Annotated in this window: 10 protein-coding genes and 1 pseudogene; 10 read left to right on the plus strand and 1 reads right to left on the minus strand. The window is 56.9% G+C overall.

All coding sequences use genetic code 11. The features are described from left to right. The first annotated feature begins 141 nt into the window (after nt 1-141). Both P0Y41_RS17495 and P0Y41_RS17500 read left to right on the plus strand, forming a co-directional pair. A complete protein-coding gene (locus P0Y41_RS17495) occupies nt 142-3,426 on the plus strand; it encodes a PD-(D/E)XK nuclease family protein (RefSeq protein ID WP_284063817.1) in 3,285 nt (1,094 codons plus the stop codon). Next, nucleotides 3,423-7,202 (plus strand): UvrD-helicase domain-containing protein, encoded by a 3,780-nt coding sequence (locus P0Y41_RS17500; RefSeq protein ID WP_284063818.1) that lies wholly within the window; start codon nt 3,423-3,425, stop codon nt 7,200-7,202. The genes P0Y41_RS17495 and P0Y41_RS17500 overlap by 4 nt, the downstream gene beginning before the upstream one ends. Here P0Y41_RS17500 and P0Y41_RS17505 read toward each other — a convergent pair. Further along, complete coding sequence (locus tag P0Y41_RS17505; protein ID WP_284063819.1) at nt 7,199-11,266, minus strand: Eco57I restriction-modification methylase domain-containing protein; 4,068 nt, start codon at nt 11,264-11,266, stop codon at nt 7,199-7,201. The genes P0Y41_RS17500 and P0Y41_RS17505 overlap by 4 nt on opposite strands. Before the next feature lie 1,017 nt (nt 11,267-12,283). Here P0Y41_RS17505 and P0Y41_RS17510 point away from each other — a divergent pair. The 8 genes and pseudogenes from P0Y41_RS17510 to P0Y41_RS17545 all read left to right on the plus strand — a co-directional run bounded on the left by P0Y41_RS17510 (nt 12,284) and on the right by P0Y41_RS17545 (nt 18,624). After that, the gene (locus P0Y41_RS17510) at nt 12,284-12,688 is read left to right on the plus strand and encodes a hypothetical protein (RefSeq protein WP_284063820.1); all 405 of its coding nucleotides are present in this window, start codon (nt 12,284-12,286) and stop codon (nt 12,686-12,688) included. A 130-nt stretch (nt 12,689-12,818) separates the two neighbouring features. Then, a complete protein-coding gene (gene xseA, locus P0Y41_RS17515; RefSeq protein WP_284063821.1) occupies nt 12,819-13,871 on the plus strand; it encodes an exodeoxyribonuclease VII large subunit in 1,053 nt (350 codons plus the stop codon). 2 nt (nt 13,872-13,873) lie between these two features. Then, on the plus strand, nt 13,874-14,056 hold the full coding sequence (gene xseB / locus P0Y41_RS17520) for an exodeoxyribonuclease VII small subunit (protein ID WP_284063822.1): 183 nt from the start codon (nt 13,874-13,876) through the stop codon (nt 14,054-14,056). Nucleotides 14,057-14,267: 211 nt separating this feature from the next. Further along, nucleotides 14,268-14,546 carry a hypothetical protein gene (locus P0Y41_RS17525; protein ID WP_284063823.1) on the plus strand — a complete coding sequence of 93 codons (279 nt, stop codon included), beginning with the start codon at nt 14,268-14,270 and terminating at the stop codon, nt 14,544-14,546. A gap of 6 nt (nt 14,547-14,552) precedes the next feature. Further along, nucleotides 14,553-14,972, plus strand: a complete 420-nt coding sequence (locus P0Y41_RS17530) for a DUF7985 family protein (RefSeq protein ID WP_008364408.1) — start codon at nt 14,553-14,555, stop codon at nt 14,970-14,972. Nucleotides 14,973-15,000: 28 nt separating this feature from the next. After that, nucleotides 15,001-16,733: pseudogene (locus tag P0Y41_RS17535) on the plus strand (DUF8186 domain-containing protein). After that, nucleotides 16,730-17,560, plus strand: coding sequence for a hypothetical protein (locus P0Y41_RS17540; RefSeq protein ID WP_284063824.1), 831 nt, complete (start codon nt 16,730-16,732; stop codon nt 17,558-17,560). The pseudogene P0Y41_RS17535 and the gene P0Y41_RS17540 overlap by 4 nt, the downstream one beginning before the upstream one ends. 2 nt (nt 17,561-17,562) lie before the next feature. Next, on the plus strand, nt 17,563-18,624 hold the full coding sequence (locus tag P0Y41_RS17545) for a TrbL/VirB6 family protein (protein ID WP_053772807.1): 1,062 nt from the start codon (nt 17,563-17,565) through the stop codon (nt 18,622-18,624).

Consider the following 18,624-nt stretch of genomic DNA (forward strand, 5'->3'; position numbering starts at 1 on the left):
TGTTCTATCGACATCTTAGCACTGAGCAATCGTGGTTGCACACGATCGATTGGAGGGTCACTTACGTCGATAAGCCGATCTGGCCAATATCAGCTAGCCAAATCACTAAGTGGACCGCAGTAAAGGATATGTTATCCTTAAATGTCTGAGTCTGAGACCGCCAAACTCCTCTTTGGGCCCTCGTTTTCAACGCTTCGGAAGGCCACCTTCGATCGGGGATGGGAGCTTGCCGATGAAGGAATTAGACGAGTCCTCTACATCGAATCAAACAATCGAGCGAGCGACGACGTTGCGGATGCATGGGCAGCTGAGCATCCGGCGCTCGCGATAGAGGTGACGACGCTCGACGACGTCGTTGACCACTGCTACGAGCAGCTATTCGGCGTCGGAGAGACGCTGGGACGACAGGAACGACTCCGCCTGATCGAGCAAGCACTCATCGACGTCGACGAGGCTGGGGATCTCAACGGAGGCCCTGCACTGCTCGAAGAATTCTCACAGGTTTTCGCGACCATCGAGGCGGCGGGCATCTCGACCGTAGAGATGCTCCGTGAATCGCTCGCCGACACGACACTCCCAGAGCGGATTCGTGATCCGACTGTAACAGCCTTTGAACGGTACACAGCTCTCCGTGACGACTACACGAACGAACGGACGCAGCCACGAAACGAACGGATCAGGGCCGTTGCTGAAGCCGAACCGTCGCTCCAGACATGCTACCCCTCGGTTGACGTCGTGATCGTTGCTGATCGTCGATCGCTACCGAGCGTGGAATACCAGCTCATTGACCGACTCGCCAACGAGTTCGCGTTCTTCGCGACGCTGCCTGCCATCCACGAAGACACCGATGGCATCGGAACTGATCGTGCAATCGTCGACTGCTTCGAGGCGTTTCAGGCGCTCGGGTGCGACCCGGAGTACGTTCCTCCAGCGGAAGAGGAGGCATCGACTCACGAGATCGCACAGCAGCTATACGTCCTTTCCGAGCGCGATGACCATGAGACAGCTACAGCTCTAGACGACATCGTGTGGCACGAGGCTCCAACACCGGAGCGGGAAGTGCGTCACGTCGCACGGAGCATCCGGCAGCAGCTTTCTGACGGCATTCCTCCGGAAGAGATCGCAGTCGTCGTCCCAGGCCTGATCTCCTACCGTGAACAGCTGGCGGATAGCTTCGACGCGTACGAGATCCCGTACGTAAGCTACGCCAACAAAGTACTCCAGCAAACACACGTCGGGGAAGCAGTCCTACAACTAGTCTCTCTCTGCAGCGAGAATCCGCAGACAGACACGCTTGTCGAGTTAGTATCGAATCCAATTGTTGGTATCGATGACGTGGATCCGTCCACCGTAGCGGCGATGAATCGCCGGCTCCCCTCACAAGATTGCACAAGGCTTCTCACAGAGCTGTCAAACGAGGGGTACAGGACGACTGCGACACAGTTAGAGCAGATTCTCAACGACTGCCAGATGGTTCGGGGATCCGATATCACCCCAGCGGCGGCTATGGAGCAGATCGAGACGCTACTCGATCAACTCAGGTTAGCGTCACACATCTCCAACCACACCAACTCCGGTGATCGTGTCGACGCTACCCTCGAACAACGGACGCTCTCACAGATCCAGAGTGTATTAGATTCCGTCTCCGAGGTCGCTGCACTTGGCCTCGTCGACGATCCAGTCGACCGTATTGAACGAGCGTTGAGCGACGTTCGCGCGCCGGCTCCCAAACAAGACACGACGGGACGAGTCGAGGTGATGGGCCTCCTCGACGTACGGGGCAAAGCGTTCGAGCATATGTATCTCATCGGTGCGACGGCAGATGCCCTTCCGGCATCTCCTCAGCGACCGCTGTTCTTTGAAGAAATCGAGGATATTGTCCCGGCACTCCAGACAGATCCGGACGCAGTCGTCGACTCGGATCCGCAGCTAGACGCACGGTACGAGGTAGCTACTCTCCTAGCTAGTACTCAGACCGCACATTTCACTACGCCGGAAGCGACGATCAATGACGACACAGTCCTTCCATCACCGATCCTGGATGAACTAGCCCGCGTTACTGAACTCGAGCCCTCGGAACCGCTCTCTGTTCATGGAACTGCTGAGGATCTCCAGCGGACCCTCGCGAAATCTGACACTGCGGAGTTGCACAATATGGTCCAGGCCTGCGTCGCGGCCGGTGATCTGACTGACTCACAGGCCACTCGGCTCAAAGACGGCGCAGAGTGTGCGGCCCATCGTAGCGATATTACTCTTTCTGACTATGACGGCCAGCTCGATACGAGTACCGTCGAGGCAGTATTTTCGGATGAGAAACTCGAGCGGCTTAGCCCAAGTCGCTTGAAGGGCTACGCGAAATGTGGATTCGCCTATTTCATGAACCGAGGGCTTGGGCTTGACGCACCGGACGATATTTCGACGGAGCCGGACACGCTTGACATCGGTGATGTCGTTCATGAAACACTCGAGCGATTCTTTTCGCGACTGCAAACCACCCCCGGCGAACCAGTTGACCTCTCTGACTATGACTTCGAGATGCTCGAAATGCAACTTCTCACGGCAGCACTCGACGCCGAAGCAGAACTCGACCTCTCGTACGATAGTCCGTTCTATACCACTTGGAAGAGCCACTTACTTGCCGGTCTGGCGACGCCAGCCGAAAATGACCATTACGATGCCTCAACGACTGGACAGCCAGCACCGGAGTCGGAACATAGCCGTCGAGATCGCGGATTCTTCCTGCGGTTCTTAGAAGAGGAATACAGTAACGATAGCGAACTTCACCCAGCGTGGTTCGAAACACCGGTAGGATTTGACCACGACACCCCCACATTCGAACTTCCGCTTCCGGATGGAACGACGGCGACTATTTCGGGAGTCATCGACCGTATCGATATTACGCAGGATGTGACATCGGAACCTGCCTCAGTGTTCGATTACAAGACTGGTAGCACGAACCTCAAGCGGACGGTTGAAGGCGTCGAGTTCCAACTCCCGCTGTATGCTATCGCCGCCACACATGGAATCGCGACGACAACTGACCAACCATCGGCAGCTATAACCGTCGATGCTCATTTCTACGATATCGACGTCCCGAATGGCGTCTCACGGAAAGGACCGCTCTCTGAGCGCGTCGGGGACGGCCCGGCTGATCCTTCCTACGAGGCATTCCTTGAAGATCTAACACCACGACGGGTTCACCAGATCGACGAAGCGATCCGAAACGGCGCCTTTCATCCGTCGGTTCTCGGTCCGCGCGAGGCTGGGTGCAAGTACTGTGACTACAGCGATGTCTGTGATGTCCGACACCACGACCGCTACGATCTTATCGAACATATCGACGAGGAGAATGCGACCGCATACGTCGCGGATCGGAGCCGTGAGATTGCCGTCGAGGATCGTCTACCGGGGGGTAGTGATGCATGAGTGGGTCGGAAGATGACTCTTCTGAGGCCGACGACGTGATCCAGCTCACTGACGAGCAGGAGGCCGCGCTTGATCTGTCACGCAATATCGCGGTGACCGCTGGTGCTGGTACAGGCAAGACCACGACACTTACCGAGCGGTACCTTACGATGCTTGATCCCGGTGCCGTTACGCCGGAGAACATCGTGACGATCACATTCACAAAAGACGCCGCGAACGAGATGCGCGAGCGAATCCGTGCTGCGGTCGACCAAGAACTGACAGCGGCCGACTCACAGACCCCTTATGACGACTGGCGCGAAATCCGCGATGAACTCGAAAACGGCTATATTCACACGATTCACGCGTTCTGTAGCCGGCTGCTAACTGAGCATGCTGTCGAGGCCCCTGTCGATCCCAATTTCACAACGCTCGATGAAACGGATGCCGCACGCCTCCAGCGCGATGTTGTTACGCAGTTCATCGATCAGCACGAAGATGAACACGGCCTCAACCTCTTAGCGAGACTGTGGTCCCGCGATTCACTTGAGGAAGTCTTAGTCGGTCTGCTCGATTCCCGTCCCGAAAGCACGCGTTGGGCAACCCACTGGAAAGACAAGAGCCCAAACGAGTATCTCGATGTCGCCTGGGAGCAGTTCATACCGATCGACGGTGAGTTGGTTGAATCATGGTTCGCCGATCCAATGTTCGTCGACGCGCTTGAAACACTCCGAGATATCCACACACGTGAGTTGGCGATCGATGATGGCGACGATGCGATGGAGAAGCTCGAGACGATCGATGAGACTCTCCAACGTACGGGTGCCCTCGATGAAGAAGCGACGACACGCTCCCGACAGACGGCAGTGAATACCATCGCAAACGCACTGACAACCGGCGACGGCGACCGGTACAGTCAAGATTACCGCATCTATGGTGCGAGCTCGAACGGTTGGGATGACTTTGAGGCCGAGCAGGAGGAGTTGCGGGCTGCGATCGACACGATCCTTGAGACGATCGAACCGGAGACGCTGACAATCGTCGAAGATCTCTCGACGGAGCGCAACAGCAGTTACTACGTTCTCGCGCTCGCACGAGTATACGACAAACTCGAAACCGCGTACGATGAGGTCAAAGCTGACCGCAACGCTCTCGATTATACGGACCTCATCGGAAGGACAATCTCGTTCCTGAAAAATCACGATGCCGCACGGACCGCGATACAGGAACAGTTCGACTACGTCATGGTCGATGAGGTTCAGGACACCGACCCACGTCAGTGGCGCCTAGTCCGTGCATTAACGGGGACCGATCCGCGCGAGTTCGATTCGCAGAACGTCTTCCTCGTGGGTGATGAAAAACAGAGTATCTATCGCTTCCGTGGCGCCGATGTGACCGCGTTCAGTGAAGCGCGGCATCGGCTCTCCGCGGCAAACCCAGAGGGCGTGTCTGCGGAATTGCCCCTGAGTGGTAGTTTCCGGACCGTCGAGCCGACGTTGTCATTCATTAATGATCTCTTCGAGATGGTTTTCGAACCGGAAAGTGACGAGCGGCAGCCGTATGAAGCCGAGCCACAACGTCTCACTGCTGAACGACGAGAGGGAACAGATATTGATGGACTCTGTGAATATCTTCTCGTTCCAGAGTCATCCGGAAACGGACTGCTTGACGCCGATAATCCACTGGAACAAGATCAGTTCATTAATACCGCCCATCGCGAAGCGAGCGCTCTCGCAGCACGTCTCTCACAGCTGTTTGCGGACCCACCACAAGTTTACGATGAGGAGACCGATGAATACCGCGATGCCGAACCCCGTGACGTGACAGTCTTACTCCGGGCTCGGACCCGACTAGAGTTCTACGAGCGCGCCTTTGATGAAGCCGAGATTCCCTATACCGTCGTCTCCGGGATGGGATTCTACGATAGCCCCGAGGTTACGGCCTTGGTGAATCTACTTCGAGTACTCGAAGATCCAACTAACGATATTGCCCTCTATGGAGTACTCCGATCACCGCTTTTCGGGGTCACTGATGATCGACTGGCACGCTCGCTCGCGGCAGGGAATAGGGACAGCGACTCGCTGTGGGCAGGCCTTCAGGATGCGGATGGGAATCTCGCGGACGCATACGAACTCCTCACAGATTGGCGAGCCGCTGCCGGTCTCGATGCCAGCTCGGGGGAGCAAACAGGCATCACGATGTGGAGTTCTCTGCTTACCCGCGTGATCGACGAGACCGGTTACCTCGCAAGCATCAGCGCAGACGATCGCTCACAACAGGCGGTCGTCAACGTCGAAAAGCTCCGCGAGCAGTTCCGAAACTGGGAGGATCAGCGTGCACTCACGATAAGTGGTTTGCTGGATCGCATCGACCGGCAGCAAACATTGGCTAAACGTACTCCCGAGGCGACTATACACACCGAAACGGAGGGTGTAGAAATCAGGACAGTCCACTCAGCCAAGGGCTTAGAGTCGCGAATCGTCGTCGTACCGGAGCTAAACACTGGATTCAATCAACGAGCGAACGTCGATGAGTACGGGAAGGTCTACCTCGACGAGATCTACGATGTTCCGTTCCTGGGTCTGAAAGCGCCGACACAGACCGACCCGTTTGTTATGAAGGATACGCTTGTTCGCGATCGGCTAAAGGCTCGCCATCAGCGAGAGGATCGTGCCGAGCAGAAGCGACTCCTCTATGTGGCACTCACTAGGGCACGGGATCACGTCATTCTCAGTGGGACAAACAGCTTGACTGTTGTAGAAGACGACGTCTATCCGAAGGGTAGCAATCCGGCTGACGCCTCCAGCTGGCGTGACTTTGTTGAGTCTGCCTTGTTTGAAGGGGTTGACCTGAGTGAGCTACTCGTGGCTGACTCGCTCGACGGCGAACTATCGACGAGCGACTACCAGATCCGGCTCCCCCCGTCGCCAGCGGAGTGGAGCGGAACGGACGATACAACACCGGAGACAGCGCCGTCGATCGATACCCTCTCCCCCGAGCGACGTTCACGGCCAGTGCAACTCTCTGCGACGAACTACGCAAAGATCGTCACCGGGTATGCTGACGACACGGGCGTGAGCTTCGATCCTGGTGAGCCCGATCCGACTTCACTCGCCGCTGAAAACGCGGACGACCAGTCAGCGACTGAGCCTGTGTCCTATTCGACTGATGATGGGAGTGTAACTAATGCTGAAGAAACCGAGGAAGATGCGGATACGGACAGCGGTGAGGATGGTCTCGCTGCCGCGTTTGGAGACGCTGTCCACCGGATCTGTGAACTTGACCGGCCTGAATCAGAGTGGGGTGATATCATTAATGAAGCGTTCGAAATGCATGATATCGACCCGACACGAGCGAACCGAGATGAGATTATCACCCATAGCCGACGGGGGCTTGCGGCCGTCCAAACGCTTCACCGCGAGCTGCAGAACCCACTCACGTACAACGAGCTGTTCGTCAGGGCCTCGTTGGATGTCGGAGCGGTAATCGGATATATCGATCACCTCGCCGTCACTGACGATGCATATTACATCCTCGATTTCAAAACGAGTGATACCTCAGCGAGAGCGCCTACTGAGATCGCAGAGCGCTACTGGCCACAGCTACGAGCGTACGCTGTTGCCCTTGCACAGCAGGACCCGCGGGAACGGGATATCCACGCACTGCTCTACTTCACCGATGCTGATCAGGTAGAGCGAACTAAAATCACCCCTGAAGAGATCGGTGAGATCCGCACGACCATCCAGGAGACTCTCACGAAGGTTGCCGAGACAACGGAACTTGGTCCTGAAAGCTAAAACGCTTCGAGGAACTGTTCGAGTGTCTCGCGGTACTCGTCTTCCTCATCCAATCCGAACAGCGAGTAAATGAGATCGTTGAGTTCCGTCTCTAACTCCTCGATCTTGGCATCAATGTCTTTGACATTCTTCCGGTCTGTCCGCCAGGCAGCCAGCATCTCCTTGACCGTCGCGTCGCTATCAGGGTAGACGATTCGTGTTACGTCACCCGCCTTTACAGATCGATTCATCATTGCAGCGGCGACGTACGCTGCGTTCGCCTCACTTTCACGGATCCAGTCGTCGACGATTTGTTCTCCCTCGGCGTCGACTATCGGCCCCTCAAGGTCCTCATCATAATTGGCCTTAGACACAGGAGAGTGACTCTCGTCCCACTCGTGCGTCAAGATCCGTTGCTCTCCGTCTACAGCGTCCAGATATGCCTCCGGGAACCGCTGTGTCCGAAGCTCAATGTCGCGTAGTTCGAGTATCTGCTCGACGAGGTCCTCAAAACGCCCTTTCTGTGTGCCGGGGTCGGTAATGATCGGAATGCGGCCGACGTACTGGGTTGTATACTTGTAATAGCCACCCGATTTGAGCGAAGTGACATGCTTCAGGTAATAATCGAAAACCGTCGAATTGAGGAACGCGGAGAGATACGCCCGACGGTCTGCATACTCAGGTGGATACGGAGCACCGTAAGCAGCTTTGAATAGCCATGTCCCGTCTTCATCGATCATAAATCGGGTTTCGTCAGCAGTCTCCGCACAGATCAGTTTGGGTTCGGAGTGTTCTTTGTGGCTCTTCGGTGCGGTAAACTCGTACCAACATTCCTCATCCTCCATTTTCCCACCCTCTCTCCCTTTGAGGTCTTCCTCGAATCGCTCGAAGTATTCCATCGTGGCTTCGTACGCATCTTCCATCGTTTCCGGGGCAATAGCATCGTAAGCGATGCCTCCGTCCCCTTGGGTCCGCTCGTATGGGAAAATAACGTGTTCACCAGACCAGTCCGATCGCCAGCGAGTCACATCCTCACCTTGGAGCCATGGTCGGAGCAATGCCCTGTCGATCTCGACGGGTTCGTCCAGGCCCTTTGGTACGACCTCAACGGTTCCTCCAGTCTCATCGGCATCGATACGATATCCTTCAGTTGGGACGACGAGATACACGTCGTTCATACCGGTCTGGGTCCCTGCATGGAGATCGATCAACCCAGATAACCGGGTGTCTCGCTGATCTTCTAAATGCTGGAACAGAGCCCATTCATCGGCCGGCATCGGTGCCCAGAACTCCTCCCGGAGATCACCTTGTGTAAACGGGAAGGTGTCAATATGTGTGTAGCGTCCGGAGTCCTCACAGTGATCGCGGATCTCGGAGACAACAGCGGTATCCAGATCCATATCGAGTGACGTTCCCTCTTCCTCAGACTGATGGCGCGTGTCCACCCATTGGTCGATGTCGAGCCCGTCCTCGTTACTGTCTTGACCAGCCGCAACCTCCGTATCCTCCTCGTCACGGCCCTTGACGCGAACGCAGTTTATCTCATTTTTAGGCGCTCCGTGCCCCTCCGCGAGTTTCGAAGCGACGACGATCGCTGGATAATTCGTCGCATCCTGGAAGACGCCAGCGTCACGGAAATCGAAGAGGTCCTGCAGTTCCGTTTGTTGGGTGAGGTACGATCGGACCCCACGACCGTACCGGGCGACCATAAATTGGTTTGGAGTAATGTATCCGAGTGTGCCGTCCGGCTTGAGCCAGTCGACACCGCGCTGGTAGAACGGACAGTAGAGGTCCGTCTTTCGGTCTGGGTACGTTTCTGAATAGACCTGCTCGTATGTGTCCTTGTCCTCTGCAGGGATTTTACCGCTCTCGACATACGGAGGATTCGCAACGACGTAATCATATTCGAGATAGTTCTTCACAACGATCCCAAGAGTGACGTCCTCGAACATCTTGAATAACCGACCGTCACCGTGATCAGACTGTAGTTCAGCCACCAGTTCGAGGAGTTCCTCAACGTACGATTCGAGGAACGACGACAAGGGACCGGCCGCATGATCGAGATACTGCTCCAGCGCCCGATCGAGTGAGGCGATAGTCGCGTCGTATTCCGTGAGCGTTCCCCCTGGCGTGGGTGCATCGACGTGGGCTCGAGTAACGTCGAGCATCGCCTGAAGCACGCGGAAGTAATCACCGTAGTTGACGACGCCGACTGTCGCCCCGCCTCGTTCTTTCAAGGCGTCGTAGGTCGGAAGGGTCAGCTCACGAGTGAGGAAGTCATCACCATTTTCGCCTGCCTCGCTGTCGGCTGTAAGCGGCAGGTCGATCGGTACTCTGACGTCCGTACTGTCTTCCTGGATCGTGTTGAACGTTTGCTGCCCCTCACCATCGATGTCCGCTCCAGGTCCACTTACCTCGTTTTCGAGCGTGTCTGCCCGAAAGATGGGTAGTCGCCGCAGCGTGAATTCGGGATTCTTGTGTTTTGCCTCGCGATATTGTGGGAGGATAGTGAGCGTGAAGCTGATCTGTGCCATCAGCACCGCAAAGGGGTGAATATCGATCCCCACGATTCGGGGTTCAAGGCAGAGCGAACGGAGTTCTTCCGCCCAGTCAGGGTCAGCCGAGCGGCGTTCGATATCGTCGAGATGTCGCTGTAACGCCTCCGTAAGAAATGTCCCCGACCCACAGGAGGGATCGATCAGTCGTTTGCGGCCAACTCCCTGCTGGTAGCCGACCCGATCCAAAATCAAATCGACGAGTTCTGACGGCGTGTAGAACTCACCGAGGGCTTTCCGAGTGTCGGCATCGAAATATCGTTGATATAGCCCGCCGAGAAGGTCAACATTATCGACCTCTGAGAAGTCGAACTTCAGGACCGCAAAGAACAGTTCTCCGAGAGCCTTGCTGAACGAGTCGCGAACGGCTTCAACTGACGGGTCGACGTCGGTCGCCCCGCTAAGATCGCCGAAACGCGCAGCATGCTCCGACTCGGCGATCGTGTCCCGATAGCCGTCAGTCCACCAGACAAACAGATCGTCCTCAAAGAGACTCTCGATCAGCTCATTCCGAAGCTGACCGAACACCGAATCGATGAGCGAAGGGTACTCAGCAGGGTCAATACTATCCGACCGATCACCGAGGCTGTCAAGTCGACCACGCAACGGATCGTTCTCAAAGAAGCCGTAGTCGTCACAAGCCTTGGCAAGAAAGAGCCGTGAGAGGAGAGCGAATCCTGTCTCCAGTGAGAACATGAAATCAGCAAGCAAATCCTGGCTGATGTTGTCCTGAATCTCGTTTTCACCGTCAGGAACGACATACGGGTACCAAGCCCGTGGGACGTTCTTTTTGCTGGGTATATCGGCGTAGCTCTGTCGCCAGAATTTGAACGCGCCGCGAACGAACGATTGATCTTGCTCATCGCGAAGTTCCGCTAACAGCGCCATCGTTGCCTCGACTAGTTCACCGAATGACCCCTGCCGATCGAATCGAAAAGTATCGAAGAAGAATGTTTGAGCAATCTCTGACTCGAGTCCCAGCTGGTTCGTCGCGATCCATTCCCGGTACTCCTCGACGTGGGCTGTCGACCCTAACGACCACTCTCCTTTGTCGAGCGCATCGGCGACAGTATCGAGATAATCGACACCGGATGCGTCGCCCATCCCGAAATCGACGACTCGTTCCATTCCTTCACCATCTCGCTCGTACAGGCGGATGCTTCGACCGTTCGTGAGCACTCCATACTCCGCCTTGAGCGTGGATACATACCCTTCCAGTTGGGAGGTGTGGTCATTCAGCGACTCAGTCGGTGACTTGAATTCGTAGACTGCAACGACGGCACTACTATCTCGCAGGGTCGTTATATCAGGCCGCGTTCCGTCCTCGAGTCGTCGTTCTTTCTGGATGTCACCACCGTGTTGTTCGAAACCAAGCGCATCAAAGAACCCACGATCGATGAACGCGTCTTCGACGTCTCCCTCGCTCATCCGATTATGAACATCACCGGCGATCGTTTCCAGAATGTCACCGAGGTCAGCACCGCTGGCCTCTTGTTCTTCTTCGCTTCCCGACGGATCCCCGGCTGGCATACAGAGGAATTCCACTGCCGTCGTCAAAAAACACTTGTTGTGTAGTTCCTCGCGCCGCGGTGGTTGTGTTTGTTGGCACCGTGAATGGGTGCCGGTGCGTAAAACCGGTCATCGTTACTCGATTCGATGTCAACAAACTGTCTGATCCGGTTCAAAAGTCCGGATCACGGTCAGGTCGCACAGGTGTACAAGCACTATGATGGATCTCCGGAGCGCGTGATCAAACGTCTACAGACACTACGCGTAATTCTAATTGCAACAGGATGTGTCCGTGGACCCACCTATGCTGCTGCCCAGTTCATCACTCTCGAACAATTCCAGCAACTGGCCGATGCCGCTGACAACTGCACGAAGGAGGACGATATGAGTTCGCTGGATTGGCTCACGGACCTCGATCAGCCACGCGGACTCCTTGGGTTGGGAGTTCTCGACTCGCGTGATTCGGTGCCTCAGGACGTTGCTTACCTATACGAAGTCGAAGTGCCAAATCTGGGTAGCCCAACAACGTGGTCGGTTCGAATTAGCTCAAAGCAGTCACTCTCCACCTCGGTTCCCGTCGCTGAGCTATACGAGTCGACGTCTTGGTCACAGACTGGCGATCTAACTGAATTGTAGCACTTCGAAACCGCTTCTTTCCCGATAGTCAGTACGCTGGGATTGATTGGTCACTATCGGTCCGATCATCCAAAACGAACACCAACTTGATGCAGTTGACAGCGTAGTCGCGAAGCGAGGAATTGCATCAGATGAATCGTCGAGTATTCCAGTATTCTCTCAGCACCTTCTACATTTTATTTATCAATATAGAATAATAGGGGTGTTCTAGTACAGGTGACTGAGTTGCTGGACCAGACCGAAATGGATTCTGTACCGGTAAAATCTCAGTACCTCTGACTCGTAGCTCACAGTATGCCCTACTGCCCGAATTGTGGGTGCCAAGTCAAGGCGGTTCACCACTACTGCGGATCCTGTGGCCAAGCACTGTCTGAGATTGCAGGGTCGGAGAGCGATCCACCAATGGCGGTCGAGAGAGATGGATTCCTGTCACTGCGTTCGCTCTCGTACGTCAATGAACTACTAGGCGGAGAACAGGAACTTGACCGAGATTCTGTCTCCTACACACAGCTGTCGCAAGAGGTGAGCGCTGCATTTGCGGATTTCGCTCGTCTGGCAATGGTCAACGATCTCGATCTTCTTCAGCTCTGGGCGACTGGTTCGAACACGGCTGCATTGAGTAAATCGGTCGATGATATGAACAACAACCAGTTCCAAGAATGGCTTGCTGCGATTGGGCTGGGGCGAACTCTTCGGATGTACGATGACGCACTACATACGGAGTTCGAGGACGAGTTCAACGACAGACTGCAGAAACTAATCGAGGTCGCAAATGAAGAACTCGACGACGGGGAGCTAACGGGGTAGTTCTACGCTGCACAAGCGAGATGATCTGTTGATATCTGGGTCGTTCCCTACTACGATTCCCTTGGTGAGGTGGTATACTCAGCACGAAGATAGCTTTTTGAGGATCTTGTTCAAAAGTTAGTAGACGTGTATGGCGGACGCACCGGATGCTGAACGGCAGGCAGCCGAGCCCGATGCAGGAGATGTCCTTAGCGTGTCACAGCTGAACGACCGGATCGCGTCGGTCGTCCAGGACACGCCTGCCCTCAACGGCGTCCGCTGTATCGGGGAGGTCACTGACCTCCACAAAAACAGTACGGCGCTCTACTTCACGCTGACCGACGGCGACGCCGAACTCCCCTGTATGATCTGGGCAAACCGTTACCGGGAGATGGATGCCGACCTCGAGGACGGGACCGAAGTCATCCTCGAGGGCGATATCGACTACTGGGTCGAAGGTGGGAAAATCGACCTCAAACCGTGGGAAGTGATCGTCGTCGGCGACGGCGACCAAGCGGCTGCCGTCGAGCGACTGCGAAGCGAACTCGAAGAGCGTGGCTGGTTCGACGACGAGCAGAAACAGCGACCGCCGGCGTTCCCGGAGCGGGTCGGTGTCGTGACCTCGCTTCGGGGCGACGCCCGGTACGACATCCAGAACGCGATCCACGGACAGGACCCCACCGTTGACATCCTGGTGAAGGACGCAACCGTCCAGGGGTCGAACGCGCCGACGTCCATCGCGAACGGCATTCACCATCTCGACCGCTCGGAGGACGTCGACGCCATCATCGTCGGTCGCGGCGGGGGGAGCGATTCGAACCTCCAAGCGTTCAACACTGAGCGAGTCGCGGAGGCGATCTTCACCGCCAATACCCCGGTAGTCACCGCCATTGGACACACTGATGACCGACTCATCGCGGATCAGGTGGCGGACGTCGCGACGATCACCCCGACCGCCGCGGGCGAGTATATCGTGAACTCCCGCCAAGAGTTCCTTGCGGGCGAGATCGAGCCGCTGGAGCAACAGCTCGACGCCGCGTACGAGACCTTCCAGCAGGACCACGAACACGAACAGGAGCTCGCCGAAGCAGTCGATGAAGCGACCGCACCCGAGGGCCTCCCACCGATTTACTACAAGGTCGCCATCGTAGTGCTGCTGTTGCTGTTGTTGGTCATCACCGGACTTTGGCTGGGGGTGATCTAACCGTGGCAAACGACTCCGAAATCCACGATCGACTGAGTCGCGTCGAGGAGATCATTGAACAGCTCGACGCGGACGAATGCGACCTCGATGAAGGTACAGCCCTCCATGAGGAAGGGGAGGAACTCTTGACCGAAGTTCGAGAGATCCTCGACGAGGGAAGCGGCGAAGTTGTGGAGCTCGAGTAAGCGAGCTAGTTCTCGACTTTAACCAACGATCTCCTTATCGCGTCTCCCCCTCTGTTGGTTAAGTCCTTTTTCTACGAGGGCAACAAGTAATTTGGTTATAATTTACTCGACAAACTTGCACCACTTGATAGCCAGAAAGCATTTAGGTATCATCCAACTACCGCGCCCATATGTACCGGGACTGAGCCGGTGCATACCCATACCCGCATGTATGATTACGAGGTCAGTCACCATCGAAGACATCGATGACCTGTACCTGATGTGGAACGACCACATCAACGCCTCCGCCCTCTATCGCCGCGCCCTCCGCGAGGAAATGGAAGTCCGCGGTGTTGACCCCGATGAACTCCGCGACCTCCTCGAACGGGCCCGCGAGCAGGGCTACACACTCGAAGAGATCGCAGAGGACACCAACCGATTCGACGACCTCCAGTCGCTCGTCGAAGAGCAGCAAAGCCAGCCAACGGCTGGAGACGCCACCGATGATTAGCCCGCTATGTCACAGGACCAGACTCCCTCCGACCCTGAGCGTAGCGTCGAAAACCAGTCACCGCTGACCGGGAAGATCCCTCGACAGGCAGCGCTCACTGTCGTCCTCCTGAGCCTGTTCGCTGTCCAGCCGGTCGCCGCCCAGAGTAACGCGGTCTGTAGCGCAGACAACCTCCCGAGTATGATTGAGGGGTTCTTCCAGCTGACCACCGCGCTGGGGATCGTCGGCCTCGCCATCGTCTGGCAGGCTGACTCCCTCATCGAGATGTTCACCCTCAATCCCGAGCAAAAGAAGGGCCTCAAGCGCCACAAACGGTCGGCGATGAAGTCCGCGGTCGTCCTCGTCGTCCTCGGCCCGCTGTACACCGTCGCCGGGTCGATGATGGGCCTCCCGCTGGCGCAGTGCGTCGACCTCGTCCCCTGGTAACCACCCCACAGTCCCCGTTGCGAGCCCCATGAACCATCGAGAGCTCTCCGTGCTCATGGCCGGCTTGCTCGTGACGAGCCTAGTCACGGGTATCGTCGCCGCTGACCCGCCACGACCAGGTACGGAGGGGAACGGGCTCACGGAAAACGAGTCGGCAGCGCTGTGGTCACGTGATGCGGACAACTACATCACTCAAGAGGAGTACCGCCAGCGCTACGGCGAGGACCGCTCCGCTGTCCATCAAGTCGCGAACGGGACGGACATTACGTTCAAACGGCCGCCCGCGACAGCGGCGACGTGGACGCGGAACGACTTCGAGGACCTCGACGCCGGCGGCCCAGATACGTCCGTACATCCACCGCATGCAGACCTCGAGGACGGCGTCTTCATCGAGGATGCTCACGCGACGATCTTCGCGGTCCAGCCCTCTACTCGTGGACACCTCGAGTCCGGTGAAACCCCACTGTACATCGCACCGAATGGGACGATGCGCGGGTTCGTTGATTACCGCGTTCGCGTCCCCAACGGGAGTTCCTCCGGCAACACGACTATCTCGTGGTCGCTCACGGAGCACGAGATCGAAGAAGTCCGGTTGAAGAAGAACGGCGAGACCATCGCCGAGCGTGACGGGGCCCATACGCCTGCCCTCGACTACCAGATCGAGGACGACTGGAGTGCGAATCTCACGCTGGAAGCGGAGATTAGCGTCCGGCTGAAGAAGACCGTCAGAACCGACCTGGGTGACCAGACGGACGTCGACGTTACCTATCGGACGGAAACACGGAACGTCTCCGATTCAATCGCCGTCGAGATCTACGACCTCTCGGCGTACCCCTACTACGCCGAGTATCCAAACGGCGATGCCGGCGTGGCCATCTTCCAGTCGCGGCCGTGGCAGGGGTACACGCTCACGGAGGATGGTGAGGCACGGGTCCGTGGCATCTGGCGGTTCTACACCGCTCGGAACACCAACTGGGACACGCTCGTTCGGTCGAACCGCACGGATAGCGCCACCGTCGAGTCAGACGCGATTCCGGTGTACGTCCACGCCTATCCCTCGCGGATCGGGCCGCGTGCCGAGCCGGTTCGAGACGGGCCGGAACTCATCGAGACCTGGGGAACTGACCGTCCGTCTCCGGTCGGGACCATTGGTGAGAACATCAATATCGACATCGTCAACCAGTCGTACACGACGACGTACGGCGTCGCTGTTCGAGCCGAGAACGTCGATCGAGAGGCGCTGCACGTTGGGGGAATCGTCCGGGGAGTGAATGCGTCAATCGTCGAGCCGGACGCCGGCTCCGAGCGACAGCTCCGCCGCAGTAATCTCACTGTCGAGGTCATCCAACAGAATCAGTCGCAAGCCACGCTCAGGGTCGAACTGCGGGACAATCAAACTGGTGCGCCGATTGCGCTCGACGATAGCCGTCAGTATCCAATCGGCGGCACCACCCGGAACGGGTACATCACGGTCGCGGATCAGCGCGTCGAGACCAACGCCTCGGGGGTGGCGATCGTGACCATCGACGAACCGGGCATCTACACGGCTCGGTACCATCCGGGCTCGTGGCTCGGTCACGACCCGGCGTACGTGAGCGATACCGCGACGGCCCGCTGGCACCCACTGGGACGATCGACGGCTGGTTTGCGCTGGTGTTCGAGGTCGGCTGGCAGCTCCTGCCGTTCTTCGTGATGTTCTACGCTGGCAAGCGCCTCTTGCGAATGCTCGGCCCAGAAGACATCTTCGGACAGAAACCATGACTCAGGACAATCCCCACCTCAGTAGACGGACCGCCCTCCGAACAGTCGCCGGCGCCTCTCTCGTGAGCATGGCCGGATGCCTCAACAACGGCGATTCCCCGGGTAACGGGAACTCAACACCGTCTGATGAAGGAGGAGTCATCCAGCAAGTCACTGTAGAGGGGACAGAACTCGTCGTTGAATACTCCTCAGAGGAGGAAGTCGACCAGATCAACCTCGTCCAGCCGAATGGGGAACTGTTCGGTCAGCGAGAAACCGCTGCTGGGTCACAGCAGGTCTCTTTCGAGATCGGAACTTCTTACGAGCCTGGAGAATATACTGTTGTGGCTCTCAGCGGTGAAGAAACGCTAGCTGAGAGTTCCTCACTGATTCAGCCGGAAATTGGAATTCAAGAGGTCGGTCTTTACCGGAATAACCCTGAGAAGCCGTGGGACGAAGTCTACGGAGATACCGAGACGGATCGGCTAAAGAACGGGGAAGCGTACGTCACCGTCGAAAACACCGGAAGCGGACCAGAAGCGGTTGTTGAGTTAATTTTCTCCGGTGATGTTCCAAACCCGGTTGAAGATCCCCGAGGTAGCGGGATGTATGAAACCGAGCAGGTGGTGATCTCGCCGGGAGAAACTACCGACTTGTTCAGTGGTTCGTTCCCGTTTGGGTCCGAATCTGAGGAGGGAATGGGGTGCTCCCCGGACGGGAACAGCGGCCAGTTCACTGTCACAGTCCGAACCCAGGTTAGCGGCGACCAGGTGTCGGAATCCTTCGATGTACAGTACTCCGGATCCACGGAGATGAGTGACTGCGAGGTTTCAATCACGGAGGCCTAACGATGGTGGACCTGATAGACGTCGTTCTCGAGGGCTTCAAAGACGTCGTCGATTGGTTCATCGGTCTGTTCATGGACGGGCTTCGGTCGGGGTATCAGACGCTGACCGAAGAGATGTTTGGCACTCCGACTCCCCAGACTGACGGGACGTTCATTTTCGGAGAACCAAGTAACGCCCCTTGGCCAGCAATCCAAGAAGGGCTCATCGGCGGCGAGATCATGTTGATTTCTCTGCTGCTACTTGTGATGAGCGTTCAGGGACGACACACTATCCGCATCTTCAATATCGGGAGTGCGTACGAGGCTCGGAAGACCAAGAAGACTGCCTGGGTCGGAGCCTTTCTGATTATTACCTGGTACTGGATTGGAGCGCTCGCGCTCTACCTTGTTGATGGGTTCACGATTGCCCTGATGCCGGAGCTGTCCTCGCTGGGCTCTGCTATGTTGCAGTTCATAACGGGGTCGATTACCAACCCCGGTCTTGGTCTCCTCTTTGCTCTTATCGGAGGAATTTCGATGTGGGCACTGGAGGCGCTGTTCTACATCCGGCAGATTCTCCTCTACGTCTACCTGTACGGGATGCCCATCGCGTTCGCCGTCGCCTATGGCAACATTCCTGTCCTCTCTGATGTCGCGATGGGGTTCAGCAAACGGTTCGTCCCATTGGCCATCCTACCCCTGCCTGCGGCGATAGTCCTCAAAGGATACGACCTACTCTACTCTGGAGGGACGTTGACGCCGGGAACAGCGTTCCTCAAGTACCTCGTCGCGTCTTCACTTCCTCTCGTCGCGCTCTATGTCACGTGGAAGACGTTCAAATACGCGACCCCACTCACGGCGAAGGTTCTCGGTGGTGCGACGAAAGGAGCGGCCCTCATCGGCGGTGTCGCCGCTGGAGCCTACATCGGCGGCGCCGGCGTCGCGACGACCGCGGCCCGATGGGGACCGAAGGCCGCAGCGGGACACGCTGTGGCGCAGAAAGCTGCAGCCCGTGGCGCGAACAGCGACGAAGACGGCGGGACGCCGTCCTACCGACGGACCGAGAACGACCCTGGAGGTTACTAA

The sequence above is a fragment of the Halobaculum halobium genome (assembly GCF_030127145.1).
Lineage (GTDB): Archaea > Halobacteriota > Halobacteria > Halobacteriales > Haloferacaceae > Halobaculum > Halobaculum halobium.

Coding starts and splice junctions, on each gene's coding strand:
- xseA (WP_284063821.1), top strand. CDS start 12,819: ATGGCGGACGCACCGGATGCTGAACGGCAGGCAGCCGAGCCCGATGCA.
- P0Y41_RS17525 (WP_284063823.1), top strand. CDS start 14,268: ATGATTACGAGGTCAGTCACCATCGAAGACATCGATGACCTGTACCTG.
- P0Y41_RS17500 (WP_284063818.1), top strand. CDS start 3,423: ATGAGTGGGTCGGAAGATGACTCTTCTGAGGCCGACGACGTGATCCAG.
- P0Y41_RS17510 (WP_284063820.1), top strand. CDS start 12,284: ATGGCGGTCGAGAGAGATGGATTCCTGTCACTGCGTTCGCTCTCGTAC.
- P0Y41_RS17545 (WP_053772807.1), top strand. CDS start 17,563: ATGGTGGACCTGATAGACGTCGTTCTCGAGGGCTTCAAAGACGTCGTC.
- P0Y41_RS17540 (WP_284063824.1), top strand. CDS start 16,730: ATGACTCAGGACAATCCCCACCTCAGTAGACGGACCGCCCTCCGAACA.
- P0Y41_RS17495 (WP_284063817.1), top strand. CDS start 142: ATGTCTGAGTCTGAGACCGCCAAACTCCTCTTTGGGCCCTCGTTTTCA.
- P0Y41_RS17505 (WP_284063819.1), bottom strand. CDS start 11,266: ATGCCAGCCGGGGATCCGTCGGGAAGCGAAGAAGAACAAGAGGCCAGC.
- P0Y41_RS17530 (WP_008364408.1), top strand. CDS start 14,553: ATGTCACAGGACCAGACTCCCTCCGACCCTGAGCGTAGCGTCGAAAAC.